Raw genomic sequence first — 20,435 nt, forward strand, 5'->3', positions numbered from 1 at the left:
GCGATGGCGGTCGTGGCTGTCCCCGGTGTGGGCGGATGAGCCGTTCCGTCAGGCGCTCATCAACGCGAGCCCGGACCTGGCTCGCCAGGTCCGGGCCGTGCTCGACGGGCAGGTGACCAACCCCCGCCGGGCCCGGCGCGCTGCGCTCGCCGTCGCCCGATACGCCTTGCGTTATGCGCACCGCTCCACACCGTTCGGCCTGTTCGCCGGTGTCGCTCTGGTCGAGTTCGGCGACAGGCCGCTTGCGCGCGTCGGGGATGCGCACGAGGCCGTTGCCCGGCCCGAGCCCGCAGCCTTGGACTTGGCGATCACCGCGTGGGAGATCGGCGGGGAGCGGATGGCCGACGTCGAGGTGTGTGTCAACAATCTTGCCCGCGTGCGCGATGGCCGTGTCTATGTTCCGGCCGAGGGTGCGGATGAGTTCTCCTTGGCCTCGACGGCGGCGGTGGAGCTGGTGCTGCAGGCGGCCAGCTCTCCTATTACGCATGCGGCCCTGTTGGGGAAGCTCGCGGCCGAGTTCCCGCACGTCGAGCCCAGCCGCCGGGCCGAGCTGGTCGCTGAACTGCTGTGTACGCGACTGCTGCGCTCTGGACTGCGTGCCCCGGCCACCGTCACCGACCCGGCCGCCGTCGTGCCGCCCGCGCTCCTGGCCGCCTGCCACCGTACGGCGGTGGACGTGCGGTTGGACGCCGAGGTGCGGCTGCCCGAAACGGTCGCGGTCGAGATGGAGACCGCGGCAACCGTGCTGGCTCGGCTCGCGACTCATCCCGCCGGTACGCCGGCCTGGCGGCGCTACGCCGAACGGTTCGCCGACCGCTACGGCGAGGGGGTCGAGGTGCCGGTGGAGCAGCTCACCGACCCGGGCAGCGGATTGGGATTGCCGGACGGGTTCGGCCTGTTGTCGGAGCCGCCGAGAGCGATGTCGCGCCGGGACCGGCTGCTGCTGGAGCTCGCCGGGACGGCCGCCGTCGAAGGCAGCCGGGCGGTGATCTTGTCCGAGGCCCTGGTTGAGGATCTGGAGGCCGCTGCGGCTGAGCCGTTCACCACCCTGGCGCCCGCGCCGCACTTCGAGGTGTGCGCCCAGGTTCAGGCCCGCTCGATCGCCGCTCTGGACGCGGGCGACTTCCGGCTTCGGGTCCATACCGTCTCTCGTGCGGCCGGCGCCATGTCCGGACGGTTCTGGCATCTGTTGCCGGACCTGGCCGCTGGGTATGCCGCTCTGCCGACCGTCGCGCCCGGCGCGGTGCCGGCGCAGTTGTCGTTCCATCCCACCCGGGCCGAGGCCGACCTGCTCACCCGGGCCCCACGGATCTTGGCGAAGCTGGTCAGCGTCGGCGAGTACCGAGACAGCGGCCAACAGGACGTGCTGCACCCGCGGGACCTGGTCGTCGGCGCCCGGGACGGTCACCTCTATCTGGCGGTGGCCGCGACCGGGGAACGCCTTGAGCTGCTGGCACCCACGGCGATCAACTTTCTCTGGAACAACTACACGCCGCCGCTGGTCCGGTTCCTGGCCGAGATCAGCCGCGCCGCCACCGCGCAGGTGACGTGGTTCGATTGGGGAGCCGCGTGGACGTTGCCGTTCACCCCGGCCCTGCACTACCGGCGTACCGTCCTGGTCGCCGCCCGCTGGCAGCTGCGCGCCCGGACGCTGCCCGGCCGTACGGCGCGCCTGGAGGAGTGGGCCGAGCGCCTGCATGCCTGGCGCGGCCGTGCCGGGGTGCCCGAGCGGGTGCTGCTGGCCGTCGATGACCAGCATCTGCCGCTGGACCTCACCCGGGAGATGGACGTTGACCTGCTGCGCGCGCACCTGGGCGCCGCGCCGGTCGCGGTGTTGTTCGAGACGCCGCCGCCGGATGCCGATGGGTGGATCGGCGGGCGGGCGCACAGCATCGTCGTCTCACTGGAGTCGAGGCGATGACCGCACTGGCGACGCAGGCCTTGGCCGAGGACGCGCTCGGAGCGGCGCTGCTGCACATCGAGCGCGCCGACCTGGCCGCCGCGCGGCCCCTATTGCAGGAGGCGGTCGCCGGTGGTGTCAGTATCGGGTCCAACGCCAGCCTGTATCACGGAGCTCCGGCCCTGGAGTTCGTTCTCGGCCGTGCCGGGCGCATCGACTCCAAGGTACAGGCAGGGGTCGACCGGGTCGTGGCCACCCGCCTGGCCACCGCCCGCCGGCGACGGCTGGCCCGGCACTTGCCAACGCTCGCGGAATTCGACCTCATCCGCGGGCTGACCGGGCTGGGCGCGCTCCTGCTTACCCGCCCCGGTCCCTCACCGCTGCTCGAAGACATCCTGATCCACCTGGTGTCGTTGGCGTGCCCGGTCGAAACCGAGGGTCGGATGCTGCCTGGATGGTGGTCGCCGGACAGCCCCACCCACGAGGTAGACATCGTCGGTGGCCATGGCAACAACGGCGTCGCGCACGGCATCGCCGGACCGTTGACACTGCTGTCCATGGCCGCTCGTCGCGGCATCCGCGTCGACGGTCAGAACAGCGCCATCACCACGTTCGCAACCTGGCTGGAGCAGTTCGGCAGCTCCTACTGGATCACTGTCGACCAGCTCACTGACCAGCCCTTGCGGGTGCCGCCGCTGCGGCCGTCCTGGTGCTACGGGGACCTGGGGATCGCTCGTGCCCTGCAGCTGGCCGCGCTCGCGCAGCGCGATCCTGCTCGTGGGCAGAAGGCCGAGGGCATCGCCCTGGCCGCTCTTGCCGACACAGAACGTCTCGAACAGGTGAGTGATGCCTCCCTCTGCCACGGCTGGGCCGGAATCCTGACCGTCACCACCGCCCTCGCCGCCGACAGCGCCACCCCCGACCGGTTCACGACGTGCATCCAGCACGCCCGCCAACGACTGGCCGCAGAAATCAACGAGCTGCCCAAGCCGGGATTTCTGGAAGGGCGCGCCGGGGCGCAACTGGCGTTGGACGGCTCCAACACCACCCGCTGGACCAGCGCCTTGCTCATCCACTGAATAACCGCCGTACACGCCGCACCCGACCGAGCAGGAGCAACAACGACGACATGGACAGCTACGAGGACAATCTCGCCCCGCCGGCTGAGCCTGAGTGGTGGCAGGTCACGATCCGCTTTCCCGGCGATGCCGGGGTGAGCCCCGAGGCGGCGGCCACGCTGTCGGCCGCGCTGACCGGACGGCGTTTCCACTTCTTGCGCAAGGAGGGAGGGCTGCGGCTGCGCACTGACCGTTCCGTGGACGCCCTGCTCGACCAGCTCGTCGCTGACAAGGTAGCGGCCGGCTGGGTCAGCGGCATCTACGAGGCTGAGACCGACGCGTTCGGCGGTCCGCAGGGCATGGTCATCGCCCACGCGGTGTTCTGCGCCGACAGCCCGGCCGCGTTGGCCGGGACCGGCAGCCCCGACGGCAGAGAGCGGTGCATCCTGCTGCTGTCGGCGATGTACCGGGCCGCCGGGCTTGATCCGTTCGAGGTCGGCGACGTGTGGGCGAAGATCGGCGACTTGCGCCCGCCGATCGACCCGCCCGCCGAGGCCCGCCGGGCGGCGGCGATCACCACGATGTGGCGCCTCATGAACGCTGACGCCGCCCAGCGGCCCGACCCCGAACCGGGCTGGGTCGAGCGCGTCGCCGCGTTCGAGGAAGCCGGCCGCCGCCTTGCCCGCCTGGCGAAGGAGGGGCAGCTGAAGCGCGGTCTGCGTGCCGTCCTCGCCCACCACGCGATCTTTGCGTTCAACCGGAACAACACGCCCGTGGCCGAGCAGGCCGCGGCGGCGTGGCTCGGCTGGCAGGCCGCCTTCGGAGATATCGAACCGGCGGCCGTGTCTACCAGCCGGACCTCACCAGTAGCCCCTACCTCTACCAGGATGGAGACCGCCATCAGCACCCCCGTCGACCCCACCAAGCTGCGCGAGGCCATGGTGGCCACGTACATCGACTCCGGCCACCTGCGCACCCCAGAGATCATCGACGCCTTCCGTACGGTCGAGCGCCACACGTTCATCCCTGAGGCCGACGTCGAGGCGGCCTACGTCGACGACGCGGTGCCGATCAAGCACGACACCGGCGGCGAGATGATCTCCTGTATCTCCGCGCCGTCCATCGTCGCCACCCAACTGGAGCAGGTAGGCGCCCGCCCCGGCCACAAAATTCTGGAGGCCGGGGCAGCGACCGGCTACAACGCCGCGCTCCTCGGCCACCTGGTCGCCCCGACCGGCCGGGTGTGGACGATCGACGTCGACCAGGATCTCGTCGACACCGCCCGCACCCACCTGGCAGCGGCCGGGGCTGGCAACGTGACCGCCGTGCTCGGTGACGGCGCGGCCGGGCTGCCGGAGCACGCCCCCTTCGACCGCATCCAGTTCACGGTGGGCGCCGGCGACATCTCCACCACGGTGCTCGACCAGCTCGCCCCCGGCGGCCGTCTGGTCATCCCGATGCGCCTCCGCGGCAGCATCTCCCGCAGCTTCGCCTTCGAACGCGACGGCGACACCTGGAAGACGGTCTCCTGCGAGATGGCGACCTTCGTGCCGCTGCGCAAGGGCATCTGCGACGACATCTACACGCGCGTCCAGATAGCCGGGGACGGCGATGTCCACCTGGAGACCTTCAGCGAGCAGCAGGTCGACCGCGAGGCGATGCCGGCGATCCTGGACACCCCCGCCCACCCGGCCTATACCGGGGTGAAGTTCCGGCAAGGAGACCCGTGGCAGTGGGTGTATCTGTGGCTGGCGTGCGTCTTGCCGAACGGGCTGTCTCGGATGCCCGGCCGGCGGGCCGGGTTCACCCCGCACTTCGCGTGGGGTTCGATGGCCGCGCTCGACGGCGACACCCTGGCCTACCTGACCATCCGCGAAGGACAGGACACCGAGGGACGTTTTTGGGCGATCGGCGTCATCGGTCACGGTCCACGCGCCGCCGTCCTGGCCGAGCAGGTCGCCACCGCGATCGAGGAATGGGAGCGCGACTACGGCAACCACGCTCCCGCCCCCGGCTTCCGCATGGCCACCGGCGACAGCCGTGACCAGCTCAAGGCGGCCGATCCGCGCTTCATCATCGACAAGCCCGCGAGCCGGCTCATCGTCGACTGGCCGTAGAAGGGACACCAGCGTCGTGATGAACCCTGCGATCGCCGCCCGCATCCCGCTGGTCTGCCGTACCAAACCGCCCGGCAAACCGTTGGCGGCGCGCATCGCCGATCTCAGCGCGCTGACCATCGAACCCGCAGGCGCCGACCACCACGACCTGGTAGCCCGCGCCTGCGGGGTCCTCAACATCTCCGCGCTCATCGCCTCCGACGCCGGACTGCCCGACCTGGCCGCAGATCTGTGCTGGAGGCAGCACAAGATCTTCGCCGAGAGCGGCCGCCTTGAGCAGGAGATCGCGGTCATGTCGTTGATGCCGCTGATCAACATTGCCCGGTTGCTGATCCGCGAAGGCGACGGCAAAGCCGCCTACGAGGTGCTCGACCAGCTCTACCGCGCCGCCCAGCAGCGCGGCGCCACCGTGATCCACGGCCACGCCGTCGACCTGACGCCTCTGATCCACAACCGCGACGGCCACCGCGCCCTCTGCACGGAGTTGTGGATCGCGCTGCTCATCGACGGGGCCCGAGCTCTGGCCCATCAAGGCCGCTGGGGCGAGGCCGCCGACGCCATGGCCGCCCACCGCGGCATCGGCGAACGGCTACTCGACGGACGCCAACTCAAGATCATGGCGCTGATGGAACAGGGACTTCCCGACGAGGCCGCCGCCATGATCGACGCCACCGTCCCTGCGGAAGAATGGGAGCACACCGTTGCGGCGCTGTTGCGCATCGCCTGCCGTCCGCCCGGCACCACCACCCCACCGCAGGAACCGGACCATGTCGTCCAGAAGGCGCTGCCTTTGATCACCCAACACGAACCGACGATGGCGGCCTTCCGGGCCCGACTCGGTCTGACCGCGCTCGACCTGACCGCTGGCCAATCCCCGTCCTGCGCCGCCCGTCTGGGCGTAGCGCTTGTCGAGGTGGCTTCCACCGATGCCTACGCCGCCCGCGACGTCCTCGGCCATCAGGGGATGCGCTCCCACATGTCTGATCAGCAGCAGCAGAACCTCGAAGAGGTGATCACCGCTGCAGGGTTCGGAGCCGGGCGTCTGCCTCAGGTCCACGAGCACGCTCTGGCTGCGGCTGTGGGTCACGCCGAAGACCGGCTGCGGGCGCTGCTCGGCCAGGATGGCCCCTCACGGGGCCCAGGAACACGCGATGGACCTCCCTTTCAGCCCTGACGGCGGCTACTACGGCTCGGCCCCGACAGAAGGTACGCCGCGCTGGCCCTGGGTCGCATGGCTATTCGCCCGCTTCGGTGAGCCGGCCCAACAGGCCAGCGATCCGGGGGCAGCCGAAGAAGATGCCGACCTTCTTTGACCGGCTCTGGTTGCCCGCAGCACCAGCCGCGGTTGGAAGTGGGTCAGCGGAAGAGCCTATGACAGGCAATGTTGCGAATCCGGAACTCACTCCTGTGAGCGGGGAACAACTCGTCGCACTTCATGTCGACCAGCGATGGGTTCCCGCCGAGTCCGGCAGCGTCCGGCCAGGCCGGACGCGGATCACTCGGTGCGCGCTTAGATCGAGGATTCGACCGAGGAGAGCGACGATCGGCTGCTGGACCGGCCGGTGGCCGTGGGCGGAGGAATTCCTGGCGACCATGCGGCTCATTCACCTGTGCACGGTAGCTGGCTGCGGCGACGCTCTTGGTGCCGCTCCTGTCGTCGCCTCGTTCGGCGGCCTTTTCGAGAGGGAAAGCCAGCAACACTGGTGTCACCGAGGTGGATGAGATGGTCGACTTACGCCCCGGCGGAGAAGAGGTATCGGCATGGTTGCCGGTGACGCCGTGCGGAGCGTCCATGGTTTGAGGTGACGAACCCTGTTGACCGCTGGAACTGTCTGTCTCAGCGCCACTCAGGGCTATCGCGACCATCGCGGTGGCTACGGCGGCGGCTCCGCCCGCCTGCAGCAGAGTCCTGGCGCGTGCTTGTCCACGCGGTCGTTCACCCTTGTCGGGCATTCTCTGCTCCCCGGATGCTCTTGATCATTACGATGCGTAGCGTAGCTGCGGCTCTGCGGCTGAATCGCGGGTTTGATCATGCCTTGGTGATTCATGGCATTGGTATTCCAGTGGTCCACTGGATGACCAGATGCTGAGCCTGTCGAGGTCGAGGCAGGTTCTATGTGGAACTTTCAGCTCACATGGAGCGGTTCGGGGTGGTCGGCGGTGGTGGCGATCAGGTGGGTGTGGAGGAAGGCGCTGATGGCTTCGTAGGCGGTCAGTTCGTTGGCGCGGTTGGTGAAGCCGTGGCCCTCGTCGGGATAGATGTCGTAGCGGACCTGGACGCCGCGTTCGCGTAGCCGGGCGACGATCTGGTCGGATTCGGCCTGGGGAACGCGTGGGTCGTGGGCTCCCTGGAGAACGAACAGGGGGGTGGTGATGTTGTCGGCGTGGGTGACGGGGCTGCGCTGCAGGAGGTGTTCGGCGCGGGTGTCGGGGTCGCCGAGGACGGTGGCGACGAAGGTCTTCCAGGTGGGGGGTGATGCCTTGGCCAGGGTGAGGAGGTTACTCGGGCCGCATATGGAGACGCCCGCGGCCCAGGGGTAGGGGAGGCGGGCCAGGCAGGACAGGGCGGCGAAGCCGCCGTAGGAGGCTCCCATGACGGCGAGGCGGCTGGGGTCGGTCCAGTCGAGGACGTAGAGGTGTTTGACGGCGTGGTCCAGGTCGTCGAGGTCGATGCCGCCCCAGTCGCGGTAGATGAGCTTTTGGTGGGCGGTGCCGTAACCGGTGGATCCGGCGAAGTTGGGGGCCAGGATGGCGATGCCCTGGTGGAGAAGGTGCTGGTAGAGGCCGGAGCGGGCGTAGATGGGGCGTTCTTGGGATTCCGGGCCGCCGTGGATGGACAGCAGGACCGGGTGCGGGCCGGGGCCGTCGGGGCGGTAGAGCAGGGCGTGGACGTCGCGTCCGCCGCGAGCCGGGTAGGTGATCAGCTCGGGGGCGATGGGGTCGATGACGTGCAGGGCCGGGGGGCGGGTGTCGGTGAGGTAGCGGAACTCGTGGCGGGCCAGGTCCACGACCGCTATTTCCGCCGGCCTGGCCGCGGAGTTGATCAGGATGATCGCGAAGGAGGCGTCAGGCGCCAGGGACAGCGCGGTGATGACGCCGGGCGGGATGGCGGGCAGCGGGAGGGGGCTGTCGTCGCGGTCGGCGTGCAGGCGTGAGCTGCCGCCTTCGTTGACGGACCAGATGCGGACTCCTGCGGCGGCGTCGAGGACCTCGACGTCCCAGCTCGGGCGTGCGATGGCCTGCAGAGAACGGGCTGCGAGGTCGTAGAAGGCGGCGGCGGTGAACTCGCTCCAATGGTCGGTGAGCAGGTGGAAGCCGCTGGCGTCTGCCGCCCAGACTCCGGGCTCGAAGACGCCCTCGCCCAGGGCGGATGTCAGGCAGACCGGCTTGGCGTCCGGGTCGCTCAGGTCGGTGAGGTAGATAGCGATGTCGGTGTTGGAACGGAACCCGGTCGCCAGCAGCCGGCGGCCGTCGGGGGAGAGGCTGACGGCCTCGAACGCGACCCCTTCAGGGGGCGTGAAGCGGCGCAGTCCGCCGGTCTGCAGGTCGTGGACGATGAGGTCCTGAGCTGCGGGGTCGCGGTCGTTGGCGGTGTAGGCCAGCAAGCGGCCGGTCGGGTCGAACGGCGAGGTGGCCAGGACACGCTGACAGTCCGGACCGGAGCTGACCTCGGTCAGGCCGCTGCCATCCAGCGCGACGAGGTAGAGGCGGAACTGCTCGTCTCCGTTCTCGTCGGCGGTGAAGACCAGCCGCTCGCCGCAGGGTGTCCAGGCGATCTGGCGGACGGTCCGGTCGTCGAAGCCGGCCACGCGACGCGGCTGGCCACCGGCGACGGGAACCACCCATAGGTCGTAGTGACCGGAGACGTGGCTGGAATAGGCGACCAGCTCGCCGTCCGGGGACAACGCGAGGGTGGGCTGGAATCGTTGCTGGGGAACAAAGTCCAGGTATCCGGGCATGACAAGACCCTTTCGGTGTTTAGTCGATCCAGTTGCGGCGTACTGCTGCGGCTCCGGCGGCGAAGCGGGTCTCCACGCCCAGTTCGTCGCGGATGGCGGTCCAGTGCCGGCGCATGGTGTTGACGCTGATGTCCATCCGCCGGGCGATCGCCTCGTCGGGCAGTCCTTGGTTGAGCAGCTGAAGCACCTGCACCTGCGCGGGCGTGAGCGGGCCGGCGGCTTTCGCGCTGCCGAACGGGATCGCCTTCTCCCAGAGCAGTTCGAAGTACTCCCGTAGCGCTCCCACGATGACGGGTGAGCGTACGAGCAGTGCCCCTCCCATGCCGGTCGGTGTCAAGGGGACAAGGGCGACGGTCTCGTCGGCGAGCTTCATCTTCATCCCGATGCGGGGCAGGAGCCGCGCCTGTTCGCCGGCTTGGACCGCTGCCTCGATCGTCTTGGCGCCGATCGGATGCTCTGCGCAGCGGGTCTCGTAGATCGCCCGGCATTGCACCTGGCCCTCGAAGACCGGTAGCGGTACGTAGCCGGTGGCGTCTTCGACGGGCGCCTCCAGGACGTAGTTGTCCAGCGTGAGCCAGTCGTGCCGGGCGGCGTTGATGAGTGCGTAGGACAGGGAACTGATTTCGTCTCGGTCGGTGACGATGTGTACGAGCCGGTCCATCGCCGAGTTTGAGGATGCCGCGGCCGGGGTCTGATGGAACTCGCTCAGTCGCTTGTGCCCTGCCAGCAGCCGCTCCTGATCGCTGAGGAGACGGCGTGAGAGATCCGTCAGGACGCCCTGCAGCGCGAGTTCCGGGGGAGCGGGCACGAGGCGTGGCGGCATCGCGGGGCCGTCCGGCCGGCGATGCGCCATCCCGCGGGCCGTCAGTTCCGTGACGTGCTCCTTGCTTCCCAGCAAGGACGCGGCGTCGTCCTCCGGGCAGCCGCCCTCCGTGAGCAGGATGGAGTACGACACGAAAATCTCATCCGGGACGACGCCTTCCAAAAGGCGCTGTGCTTTGACCTGATCCTGTCCGTCCACCGCCACCTCCGATCAGAGAGTAATGGTGACGACGCTCTCCGTGACGGTCCTTCTTGCCGTGTCGGCTGATGGGTGGTTCCGCGCGATGGTGACTTCTCACCATCGCGCGCCTTGCGCAGGAGAACCCGCTGCCATAGGGGTTCTCGCCGCCCTGGACACCGCGCCGCCGATCAGTAGCTGCCGTGGAGGGTTTCACCACCCCTGTCGCGGGGCCGCGCACGGTCTGATCAGTGCGAAGGCTCAAGAGCGGCAGGGAGGCACTATGCGGCGGCAACTCGTCGAAGACGTGGTCAGGAAGCTGGGCGCAGTGGTTGCGGCGTCAATGCTGTGGGCCGTGAGTTCGCCAGCCAGCGCGCTGGTAAACGCGCAGCCTTACTGTCCGCCCGTGGGCCGAATACCGCATCAGGTGTACGACATCGAGAAGTTCTGTGCGTTGGCGTATGGCGATCTGGTGGAGGGCCGCGTGCAGGCCATCTCGGATCTCTTGGGATTGCTGGCGCGGTCGCAGCGTAATCGGGCGCATACCTCGCCTTCTTCTGAGCCGCAAAGGGTGTCGAAGCCGCGTGGTGCGGTTTCAACGAGGAAACAGCCTGAAGTTGACCCAGCGAGATTTCGTGGGAGGGAACCCGAAGCGCGCCTCCTGGTTGGAAGCAGCAGGGAAGTCGGTCGGGCTCCGGGTCGAGTTCTGAACCGAGATCGTCAGGCAAGGGCCGACCGTCAGCAGCGCCCACACAAGGACAATAGGAAGCCCTCATCCACGACGGTTCCAACAGCACCGGCTGCTGCACCGGAAACGCCCTTGGCATCGGCCCCGACATCTTCCCCTGCGCCCGCAACGGGTTCCTCTGCGCCTGCACGGGGCGATGTGGTGAGGCCGCGGTCAGGGTATCTGCCTGAGGCGATAGGTCCGCTGGGTGGCGCGCTGGCATTCGGGCTCATGCTCATGGTCCTGACCACTGCGCTAATCGGTCGGCTACGGCCCTGGCCGACGCAGGCGGGCGCGAGCTCATCTGCTGCGAGCCTGTCTGGCGGTGCTGCTCGCCCACGCGGCATCGATGATCGCAACGGAGAGGAGGCCGAAGCATCCCCGGCGGTTGCCCTGTCATCCGCTGGGGTGCAGGCGCCTACGGTCACCTGCGGGACGGCGGAGTCGGTTGCCAAGCGCGACCGCGGTGAGCACATGACGGCGACTCCGTCCCAGCCTGACCAGCCCGGCTTTCGCTCAGCGGCTCCAGAGGCGGAAACGGAGGCTGAGGTGCCCCTCGTATCAAGCGCTTCGGCCAGGCTGGGGTCGGGTTTCGTAGCGGCTGCGGGTAAGGCGAAGGTCGAGGTGCTGGGGGTGCCGCGGCTGTCGTATGGCGGGGTGGAGGTCTGTTTCGGTCGTGCCGAGGCACGGGAGTTGTGGGCGTTGCTTTCGGTGTCGCGGGACGGCGTTTCGGCGGAGGGGATTGCCGAGACGCTGTGGCCAGGGGAGGTTGGCGGGCGCCGGTTGGAATCGGCGGTGCGGGAGATCAACCGCGCGATGCGGCAGGCGGTGAGTTGTGCGGCTGGCGTACGGTTCGTGCTGAAGTCCGGGGAGCGGCGACTGCTGCCGGCGGCATCGTTCGACGTGGACTTCTGGCGGTTCGAGGACGCGTGCAAGCTGGCCTCGATCGCGGCTGAGGACGCTGTGCGGGTGGCGGCGTTGCACGAGGCGCTGTCCTTGTATCGGGGGCCGCTGCTGGCTGGGCGTGATGATCTGTGGGTGCTCCCGTTGCGGCAGGCCGCTCAGCGGCAGGCGGCGGATGCCGCTGAGCGGATGGCCGAGCTGATGCGGGCCGATGATCCAGGGCGGGCGGTGGACGTGCTGAGGCTGGCGGTCGAGTGCATCGATCCGTACAGCGAGACGTTGTGGTGTCTGCTGATGTCGGTTCAAGGTGACCTCGGGCGCCTGCCTGCGGTCCGGCGTTCGTTCGAGCTGCTGCGGGAGCGGCTGGCGGAGATCGACGCGGTGCCGAGCGCGCAGGCGCGGCAGGTGTATGAGCGGTTCATTCGTTGATCGGACCCGTTAGGAGCGGTGGATGGCGGAGACCTGGCGGTGCCTGGGCCGGGGTTCACCCTTCTTCGTGAAGTGTGCGCTGGTCGCGCTGTGCGTAGGTGGCCAGCGTCTCGGACGTGAGCAGGTGGGCGGGGCGGGTGCCGTAGATGCGGGCCAGGAGGCGAAGCGTGGAGACGGAGGGTCGCCGGCCTGCTTTTGGCCCGGTTTCGTACTCGTAGAGACGGGACTCGCGCAGTCCGGCACCGGTGGTGTCGGCGAGCCGGTGGAAGGCGGCGACGGCTTGTGCTGCGGTGAGGCCGGCGGCATACCGGTAGAGGCGGAGCGGGGTGGCGGGGTGGTCGAGGGCGAGGATGGTGGCGATTTGGTCGGTGGTGAAGCCGTGCTGGCGCAGGTATCGGCTGCGGCGGCGGCAGTCGAGCAGCGTCTGATAGCCGGTGCCGGACATAGGTCGGGTCCCCCTGGCTCGGTTCGGTCGTGACGGTGGCGGCGCCCTGTTGGCGCGGGTTGGGGGACGGTAGACGAGCTCTGGCGAGGGGCTCAAGTCTCTGCGTGGGGTGATCGCCGGGATCCGTGCGGGCGTGTGGTGGGCGGCGCGGGTGGCGTTGGTGCTGGTCGGAGCGTGTTGGGTGTGGGGTTGCGGGTTGGGGATGTGATTCGGGCGGCGAGGTGGGCGATGGTGCTGGCCGCTCCCCGGACGGGCCGGGGCGTGACCGGAAGGAACCGTCAGCATGGACCGCACGCAGCACATCTCGGACGAGCAGAGCCGCCTCCTCGGACTGCGGACGTACCGGCAGCCGTTGGGGGAGGAGTTTCCGGATCTGGCGCCGGGACTGGTGATGTCGACCTTCTGCTCTCGGCCGGTGTGGCGGGGGATGGCCTGGCGGCAGGCGTTCCCGGGGCGGGCGGATCAGTCGGCTCCGGCGCGCCGGATGGTGGGCCGGTTGCTGGCGGACACCGGCCGGAGGCAGGACGCGGAGTGGGTGACAGCCGAGCTGGTCGCCAACGCCCTGTGCCACTCGCGGTCGGGACAGGAGCAAGGGTTCTTCGTGATGGAGGTGCTGCGCGGCGCGGAGGTGGCCCGGATCGTGGTGTACGACCTGGGCGGGGGGTCGGTTCCGGACTTCTCGCGGACGCCGGGTTCGGTGCCGGGGTTGGCTGAGCATGGGCGGGGGTTGGCGGGGGTGGCTGAGCTGGCGGTCCGGGTCGGGGTGGCGGGTGATGCGGTCATCGGGCATGCGGTCTGGGCCGAACTCGCCCTCACCGGTGGGACTGCCGGAGCGTTGGGGAAGGCGGAGGAGGCGTGCCTGGTCTCAGTGGGCGAGGTGATCGACTCCACCGCGCTGGCCGTGGAGTCGGGTCGCGGAGAGCTGGAGCCGGTGGCAGCCGGTCTGGGCGAGCGAGAGATGATGCGCGCTGACCTGTGTGTCGACCCCGCGTTGATGGGGCACGAGGAGGGCGCAGGCCAGGTGCCGGGCAGCCTTCCGGGCGTCGTGACGATGCCGGTGGGCCGACCGGGTTCCGGACGTCAGGAGGAGGCCGGTGGCCGGGGAACTTTCGCGTCGCTTGCGGGAGGCGTGTTCAGACAGGAGGAGGACCGCGTGTCCGCGTTCGGTCAAGAGCCATGGGCGCGGCAGGCGCTGGCTGGGTTGCGCCGGGATTGGCCCGATTGGGCCTTCCTGGTGGTGCGGTCGCGGTGGCGCGCGATGCGCGGTCCCCACGTGGTGATCGACGCGGCGGGTCCGGAGGAACTGCGTCAGGCCCTGCCGCCGATTTCGGGCAAGTCCGTCTTGGCCGGATCGGCCATTTTCGTCCTGGACGAGCGTGGGGCTGCGGGGTCCGGCTCGCTGGTGTCGCCCTTGCTTGGGCTGCGGGTGGCGGAGCCGGATGAGGGCCGAGTGCGGCCGGGCACGTCACCGCTGCCTGCGTCGGTGGCAGGGGTGGGCGTGGGCGGGTTGTGCGGGGGTGGTGGTAGCGGGGTGGGGCTGAGCGGCACGCTGACGGTGGGTTTGCCGCCGTTGGGGGTGGTGGCCGCTGAACGGTCGGGGACGGGCACGTGGGCGGTTGCCGCCGCTGACGGGGCGCGGGTGGGGTGGTGGCCGTGGGGTAGGCGGCGGGACCGTTCCCGGCTGGAGACGCGGGTCGGGGCAGGCGGCAGACGGGCGGGCCGTGACCGGTTTTCTGCTGGCGGGGCCGGGCCGCGTCATCGGCGGGTCCGCTCGGAGCCTGCCGCAGCGGTCGCGGCTGCCGTTGCCGCCTGAGCGGTGATGTGCCCGCGTGTGATGGGCGGGTGATTCCGGGCGGGGGTGCGGGCTTGACACCTGGGGTGCAGGTGGGCGTTGATACCCGTCCGCCCGCCGCCCGTCCGGCGGGGAGGGGGTGCTGTGCGGGCGGACCTGGGTGGGTTCGCCTCGCGTCGGGGCGAGGCGAACACCCGCCCAGGTCCGGGGAGAGGGCCGCGTCACCCTCGGTTCCCGGGTGCGCTCTCGGGGCATGGGCGGCGGCGGAGGCGTGTCGGATGGGGGCAGATTTCCCTGCCGGAAATAGGGGTGGCGTTCCCTCTCGCGATTAAGGCCGCTACCCCGCGCAGGTGTTGTTTTCGCAGGTCTTCCCGGTTTCGGACAGTGCGGTGGGCGGCCCGACTCGTCTAAAGACGACTCCTTTGAATATGTGTGCGCGTACGTTGAGGGGCTGGCCGTGCTGCGGCGTCCGGCTCGGTGGCTTGCCCTGTGTCCCTTGATTCTTCTTCGGCTACCAGCAGTCTGGCCGGCTCGCGGCTTGGCCGCGAGCCGGCCCTGGTGGTGACCTCGGCTTGAGTGAGCGGTGAGCAGCGCCTTCGTCCGGGGTGGTCATGGTGTGGTGGCGAGCGTGTGACGGGTGCGACGCGGGGCCGGGGAACTGTCGGCCGGGTGTTTTGGGGGTTGGCGGCGTGGGATGACGCGGCCGGGTGCGGGGTCGCTGATGTGGGCTGACCGGCCGAGGGCGCGCGTACGGCCCCCGATACCGCCGTGGGGCGGTACCGGGGGCCGTGCCGTTCCCGTTGCCCGGTCAGGCGGGGGTGGGCGTGTCGGCCACGTCAGCGCCGTTCCTGGCATCCGTGGTGGGTGTGGGCGGGTGGCTGGCCAGGTGGGTGGCGATCATGGCGGCGATGTCGGCGGGCGGGGTGTCGGCCGGGGCGACGGATTCCGGGCCGGGGTGGTCGGGGGTGGTGGGGTGGGTGCACAGGTAGGTCCACTCGATCATGAGCGGGGATGCGGGGGCGTGATCGGGGGTGGTGGGTAGGGGGATGGTCAGCTCGATGAGGTGGCCGTCGGGGGAGCGGTAGAGCTGATCGAACAGGTGGGTTCGGCGTACGCCCTGAAACCGGCGGTGGAGTCCGTGTTCGGCGAGGGCGCGGGTGTAGGGAACCGTGAGGGGCATGCACGCGGCGATGTCGGCGCGGTCGTGGTAGATGTCGCCGAGGATGTCGGTCATGTGGGCGGCGATCACGTCGAAGTCGGGCTGTGCGTGCGGGTCGCATGCCGGGCAGGTGGGGCCGTCTGTGCCGGGGTCGCATGCGCGGCCGAGGGTGTACATCTCTTCGTAGGTGCAGATTTCGAGGAGGCTGCCGTCGTCGCCGTGTTCGGGGCGGACGATGACGGGTTGCACGTGGCCCTCGTTCCACATGATCGCCCATCCGGGGCCGTGGTTGGCCAGCGCGCGGGCGTGCCCGGGGCTGACCATGCGGCGGGCGGCGGTGGCGGTGCGTGTCATGCGTGTGCCTTTCGATTTCCCCCGGCGTGTTATTCCGGGGCCGTGTCCGGCGGCGTTTACCGCCTCATTCCATGGACGCTCGATCACGCAATGTTTGTCAACCGGAATGCACATTGACGTCGCAGATTCTTTCGCGCGGCATTCGGGCATTCGGGCATCGTTCGCCGTCGTCCGGTGAAATAGGTGAAGAGCTGGACGCGCGTCTAATGTCAAGCCGCTTCTATAAGCCTCTTGGAAGACATTTACGCAGGTCGGTGGTTGATTTGTTAGGGCAGCCTCTCCAGCCGTTGGGGTGACATAAAAAATGGCCCGGTCGACTTGCCGTCCGCGTTATGGGCGAGGGATGGTCGTGACGCAAACGAAAAACACCGGCCCGGACGGGGGCCGGTGATGCGACCAGAAAGGGCGTCACGCAATGGCTATTCAAACCCCGGAAATGACCGTCACCGAAACCATTCCCGCTGACGCGGAAACCGCCGCCGCCATTCCCGCCGACGCGCCCGTGACGGCCCCTGACGGCCCCGACGCCGCTGCCCCGGACACCGGCCCCGCCACGGATGCGGACGGGCGTGTGGCGGCGGTGTGGGCCGCGCTGAACGCCGAGCCGGGCGGGTCGGCCACGGTGATCGGGGCGGCGGCCGGGCTGAGCCGGATGGTCGCGGGCAAGATCCTCAACCAGTTCGAGACCGAGGGACGCGCCCGCCGTGAGCCGGGGGCGAACGACGGTCAGACGCGGGGCCGTGCGGCTGACCGGTGGTTCCCGATCACTGCTGACATCCCCGTGCCGACCGGCACCGCCGACGCCCCGGCTCCGGCTCCGGTTCCGGCCCCGGAGCCGGAGCCGTCGGAGGTCGCGCCCGCCGCGATCACCGCGCCGGACACGGAAACCCCGGACGCGGACATGGTGCCCGCCTCGGATGAGGAGGTGGTCCCGTCCGCCATCGTTTCGGCCGAGCCCGCCATGGCGGAGGAGCTGACCGGCGAGGCGGATCTGGCTGAGGAGCCGGGCGGCCAGCCGGAGGGGCTGAGCTGTGACGATACGGCTGGTCAGGACTCAGAAGACGAACAGGGCGGCGAACACGACTCGGTTTCCGACGCCGACATGTCCGAGGTGGTGTCTGAGCCGGTGGCCGATGATCCGGCATGGGAGCGGGCGGGGGCGGACCTGACGGAACTGATCGAACTGTTCGGCGGGGTGCTCTCGGCAAAGGACGAGGGGAACGCCGTGATGGCGTTGGGGTACCTGGAAATGGCGATGACGAAGGTCGCCTCGGCGCACCGCAACGCCCGGGCGGTGCTGACCGGCACCACCGCCGCCCCGGCCCGCCCGGCGGCGGCCCGTCCGGGGACCGCAAGCGGAGCGGGTGCGGGGGACGGGGTCCGGCCGGGTGCGTTGCGGGACATGGTGCATGCGCATCTGCTTGAGTTTCCGGACAAGGACTTCACCCCGTATGAGATCGGGCGGGCGCTGGACCGTTCGTCCGGTGCGGTGGCCAACGCCCTGGACCGGCTGATCAGCCTCGGTGATGCGGTACTGACGTGCGAGCGGCCCCGCCGCTTCGCCCTCGCCCCCACCGCCACCCCCGTCACGGTTCCGGCGCTCCCCGCCGACGCTGACGCCGAGAACCCTGTGGGGGCCGACACCCACGGCGACTGAGCCGGGGTGCGGGCGGGCCGCCCCGACCGGCCCGCCCCACCCGTGGCCTCGGCCCCGCGCCGCGCTGCGACACCCCCTGATCACCGGCCCGTCCGGCACCCGCCACGGCGGGACCGGACCCCACCACACCCCATCGCGTCTGTTTCGCCTGCCCGCACATCACCACCACGCATCAGCACCACACGTCAGAAAGGTCCTGTCATGGCTCACGAGATCGAGATGTTCGCCAATGGTTCGGCCGGGTTCGCCGCCGCCGGTAAGCCGGGCTGGCACGGGCTCGGCTATACCGCGCCCGGTCCGATGACCGCCGAGGACCTGCTGTCGAACGCGCAGCTGGCCGGGTGGAATGTGCGGAAGGTGCCGGTCGGCCAGGTAACCGACCCGGTCACCGGTCTGCCGGTCGTCACGGACGAGGACTTCCTGGTGGTACGCACCAACCCGATCACCGGGGCACCAGAACGGCTCGGCCGGGTCGGCCGGGACTACCAGGTCCTGCAGAACGAGGACGTGACCGGGTTCCTGCAGACGCTGGTGGATGAGTCCGGGGCGATCTTCGACACCGGCGGGTCGCTGAACAGCGGACGCCGGGTGTTCGTCACGATGCGGCTGCCCGAGCCGCTCATGGTCGGCGGGTTCGATCAGGTCGACCTGTATCTAGCGGCGTTTTCGCGGCATGACGGGTGGGGGTCGTTCGTCACCGTCGCGACGCCGGTGCGGGTGGTGTGTGCGAACACGGAACGGGCTGCGTTGGCCAATCACGCCTCGAAGTTCACCGTCCGGCACACGGGCAACGTTGCCGGGCGCATCGCCGAGGCGCGTGAGGCGCTGAAGCTGACCTGGAAGCACGGCGAAGCGTTTGCGGCCGAGGCGGAGAAGCTGCTCGCGGTGCCGATGGAGGTGAAGGAGTTCCGGCAGTTCGCCAACCGGCTGCACCCCCTCCCGGCCGACGCCAAGGAACTCGCGAAGCGCAATCACGACCTGGCGATGCGGGAGCTGGAGTACCTGTTCACCACCGCGCCGACGCAGGAGCCGATCCGGAACACGCGGTGGGCGGCGTACAACGCGGTGACCGAGCGGCTGGACCACAAGAGCCCGGTGTTCGGCAGCCGCGACGTGGCGACCGTGCGGGCGGAGCGGGCCCTGCTCGACGATCACGACAACGCCAAGCTCAAGGCGCGCGCGTTCCGGCTCCTGACCACCGCGTAACTCACCGTCCCCATAGCCCGGCGTCCGGTACGGCCCCGGCAGGGGCCGGTACCGGGCACCACGGCGCTACCCGGCAGCGTGCCGGAACCCGCTCCCAGAACCGGGCCGACGGCCACACCGGCCCCGCCTCGACACCGGATGCGCCCGGGGGGAGGGCAGCCGGTCGGTGCCTGACCCCGGGGGGCACCCGTGATCGGCCGAAACCCCACCCCACCAACCATCACCAACCGTCACCGAAGGAGATCCTCATGGGACGACTCGAAGACCAGGCCGTCCGCCACGCTAACACCGCCCGCTGGGAACTCAGCGAGGCGCTCAACCGCATCGCGTTCCTCGATGAGGAGGGCACGTTGCACGACAAGGACTTGGCCCGGATCGCCTACGCCTACCAGCGGTTGTCGTGGTGGCAGCAGGTCACCGACCTCACCCACGGCCGCGAGGACACGGTGGACGGCGGCACCGCCGTGCTGACCGTGCGGCGGCGGGCCCAGGAGGTGCTGATCAACTCCCGCCCGGTGAGCAACGGCGGCCTGTTCGCCCTGGCGATGGCCGAGTCCCGCCGGGGCGGCGCGCGTGCCTTCCTGGACGCGACCGACAAGCTCGCCGAAGCGCTGGCCCTGCCCGTCGATCAGGAAGCCTGTCCGGCCGACATCGGCACCCTGGAGGCCGCGACCGTGCGGGACTGCGCGAATGGGCACCGGCCGTGACGAGGCGCGTGGGTGGTTCCCGGTTTGAGTTGATGGGCTGGGAGTGGGACCCCGTTCATGCGAGGTTCTTGGCCGCCACCCAGCAGCCTGCCCGGCTCGCCGATGCCCGCTGGGCAGTGCTGGCCTTTCTTCTCCCGATCACGAACGCAGGAGAAGGCCGAGGCGAAGCCGATCGTGCGGGCGGCGCCGCCGACCGCCTCTGGTGGGGTCGGACTCGTGCTCACGCAGGGCGGGGTGGCCGTTGATCGCGGTTCCCATCCCCGGCGCGGCCGTCACCCGCCGCCCACCGTTCAGCCTGCCCGGCCACGCCTTCTCGGCCAGGGCTGGGCGAACCTTCGAGCCGCCAGCCGGGCGGCCATTCCATGACCCTCCACCCTCTCAATTCTCACCGATCCCTATCACCCGAGGAAAGGACCACACGCGATGGAGCACCCCCACCAGCCCGACCCTCAGCCCCCGTCCCCGCCCGGGGGACCGGGCAGCATCATCCCCGCGCGGGACATCGGTGCCGACCAGGCCGGGCAGGAGCGGCGCTTGGTCGATCATCTGACCGCCGAGAAGATCACCGCCGTCCGGCACGCCTTCTACACGGCGGCAGCAAAGGCGATCTTCGCCTTGCAGAACGGGCAACGGCTGTCCAGCGAGCAACTGTTCGTCACCGTCCACGCTCAGGCGGCGCGCGCCTGGTGGGACCGGGTGGATGAGGAGATCACGGGCAAGCGGCTGACCTGCGATCACGCCCTACGGCGAATGCGCTCCTGGGCCCGCCATTACCTCACCGGGGAACCTCCGGCCGCCCGGCCGGGCACGTTGTTCGATCACGCCCTCGCCCACGCCGCGCGCATCGCCGCGCGTGACTTCCTCACCGACAGCGGCCACCTGCTCACCCAGCACCTCATCAACCAGGCAGCCACAACCACCCCGGCCACGGCCGCACCGGTGGACCACGACCACCCCGGGCTGGTCACCCCCGCCCCGCCCGCCTCAACGGTGGCGGGGCCATGACCGGCCAGCCGACCCGG

General features: G+C 69.9%; 14 protein-coding genes. 10 read left to right on the forward strand and 4 right to left on the reverse strand.

What is annotated here, in order from left to right:
* Window positions 1-25 precede the first annotated feature (25 nt).
* Genes C4V41_RS51660 through C4V41_RS51675 form a run of 4 tightly spaced genes read left to right on the forward strand, consistent with a single transcriptional unit; the run spans window position 26 to window position 6,249 of the window.
* Window positions 26-1,921: a lantibiotic dehydratase family protein gene (locus C4V41_RS51660; protein ID WP_235030915.1), complete on the forward strand. Its 1,896-nt coding sequence runs from the start codon at window positions 26-28 to the stop codon at window positions 1,919-1,921.
* Window positions 1,918-2,979, forward strand: a complete 1,062-nt coding sequence (locus C4V41_RS51665) for a lanthionine synthetase LanC family protein (protein WP_103963439.1) — start codon at window positions 1,918-1,920, stop codon at window positions 2,977-2,979. Before C4V41_RS51660 ends, C4V41_RS51665 begins: the two co-directional genes overlap by 4 nt.
* A gap of 50 nt (window positions 2,980-3,029) precedes the next feature.
* Entirely contained in the window at window positions 3,030-5,075 is a 2,046-nt protein-coding gene (gene fxlM / locus C4V41_RS51670) for a methyltransferase, FxLD system (RefSeq protein ID WP_103963440.1), read from the forward strand.
* Between the two features lie 19 nt (window positions 5,076-5,094).
* Window positions 5,095-6,249, forward strand: a complete 1,155-nt coding sequence (locus C4V41_RS51675; RefSeq protein ID WP_103963441.1) for a hypothetical protein — start codon at window positions 5,095-5,097, stop codon at window positions 6,247-6,249.
* Window positions 6,250-7,201: 952 nt separating this feature from the next.
* Here C4V41_RS51675 and C4V41_RS51680 read toward each other — a convergent pair.
* Window positions 7,202-9,034: a S9 family peptidase gene (locus C4V41_RS51680; protein ID WP_103963442.1), complete on the reverse strand. Its 1,833-nt coding sequence runs from the start codon at window positions 9,032-9,034 to the stop codon at window positions 7,202-7,204.
* A 19-nt stretch (window positions 9,035-9,053) separates the two neighbouring features.
* A complete protein-coding gene (locus tag C4V41_RS51685) occupies window positions 9,054-10,055 on the reverse strand; it encodes a helix-turn-helix transcriptional regulator (RefSeq protein ID WP_146104127.1) in 1,002 nt (333 codons plus the stop codon).
* 1,339 nt (window positions 10,056-11,394) lie between these two features.
* Here C4V41_RS51685 and C4V41_RS62470 point away from each other — a divergent pair.
* Window positions 11,395-12,093 carry an AfsR/SARP family transcriptional regulator gene (locus C4V41_RS62470; protein ID WP_160150690.1) on the forward strand — a complete coding sequence of 233 codons (699 nt, stop codon included), beginning with the start codon at window positions 11,395-11,397 and terminating at the stop codon, window positions 12,091-12,093.
* 55 nt (window positions 12,094-12,148) lie between these two features.
* On the opposite strand, the gene C4V41_RS51695 is transcribed toward C4V41_RS62470, so the two are convergent.
* A complete protein-coding gene (locus tag C4V41_RS51695) occupies window positions 12,149-12,538 on the reverse strand; it encodes a helix-turn-helix domain-containing protein (RefSeq protein ID WP_103963445.1) in 390 nt (129 codons plus the stop codon).
* Between the two features lie 283 nt (window positions 12,539-12,821).
* On the opposite strand from C4V41_RS51695, the gene C4V41_RS51700 reads away from it, so the two are divergent.
* Window positions 12,822-14,351 carry an ATP-binding protein gene (locus C4V41_RS51700; RefSeq protein ID WP_103963446.1) on the forward strand — a complete coding sequence of 510 codons (1,530 nt, stop codon included), beginning with the start codon at window positions 12,822-12,824 and terminating at the stop codon, window positions 14,349-14,351.
* Between the two features lie 787 nt (window positions 14,352-15,138).
* Here the strand turns inward: C4V41_RS51700 and C4V41_RS51705 are convergent.
* The gene (locus tag C4V41_RS51705; RefSeq protein ID WP_103963447.1) at window positions 15,139-15,843 is read right to left on the reverse strand and encodes a hypothetical protein; all 705 of its coding nucleotides are present in this window, start codon (window positions 15,841-15,843) and stop codon (window positions 15,139-15,141) included.
* 436 nt (window positions 15,844-16,279) lie between these two features.
* Between C4V41_RS51705 and C4V41_RS51710 the strand changes: the two genes are divergently transcribed.
* The 4 genes from C4V41_RS51710 to C4V41_RS51725 all read left to right on the forward strand — a co-directional run bounded on the left by C4V41_RS51710 (window position 16,280) and on the right by C4V41_RS51725 (window position 20,418).
* Window positions 16,280-17,500, forward strand: a complete 1,221-nt coding sequence (locus C4V41_RS51710; RefSeq protein ID WP_103963448.1) for a hypothetical protein — start codon at window positions 16,280-16,282, stop codon at window positions 17,498-17,500.
* 201 nt (window positions 17,501-17,701) lie between these two features.
* Window positions 17,702-18,706 (forward strand): DUF932 domain-containing protein, encoded by a 1,005-nt coding sequence (locus tag C4V41_RS51715; protein ID WP_103963449.1) that lies wholly within the window; start codon window positions 17,702-17,704, stop codon window positions 18,704-18,706.
* A gap of 248 nt (window positions 18,707-18,954) precedes the next feature.
* On the forward strand, window positions 18,955-19,413 hold the full coding sequence (locus C4V41_RS51720; RefSeq protein WP_103963450.1) for a hypothetical protein: 459 nt from the start codon (window positions 18,955-18,957) through the stop codon (window positions 19,411-19,413).
* Window positions 19,414-19,836: 423 nt separating this feature from the next.
* A complete protein-coding gene (locus C4V41_RS51725) occupies window positions 19,837-20,418 on the forward strand; it encodes a hypothetical protein (RefSeq protein WP_103963451.1) in 582 nt (193 codons plus the stop codon).
* Window positions 20,419-20,435: the final 17 nt, after the last annotated feature.

Source organism: Nonomuraea solani, from assembly GCF_900108335.1.
Classification (GTDB): domain Bacteria; phylum Actinomycetota; class Actinomycetes; order Streptosporangiales; family Streptosporangiaceae; genus Nonomuraea; species Nonomuraea solani.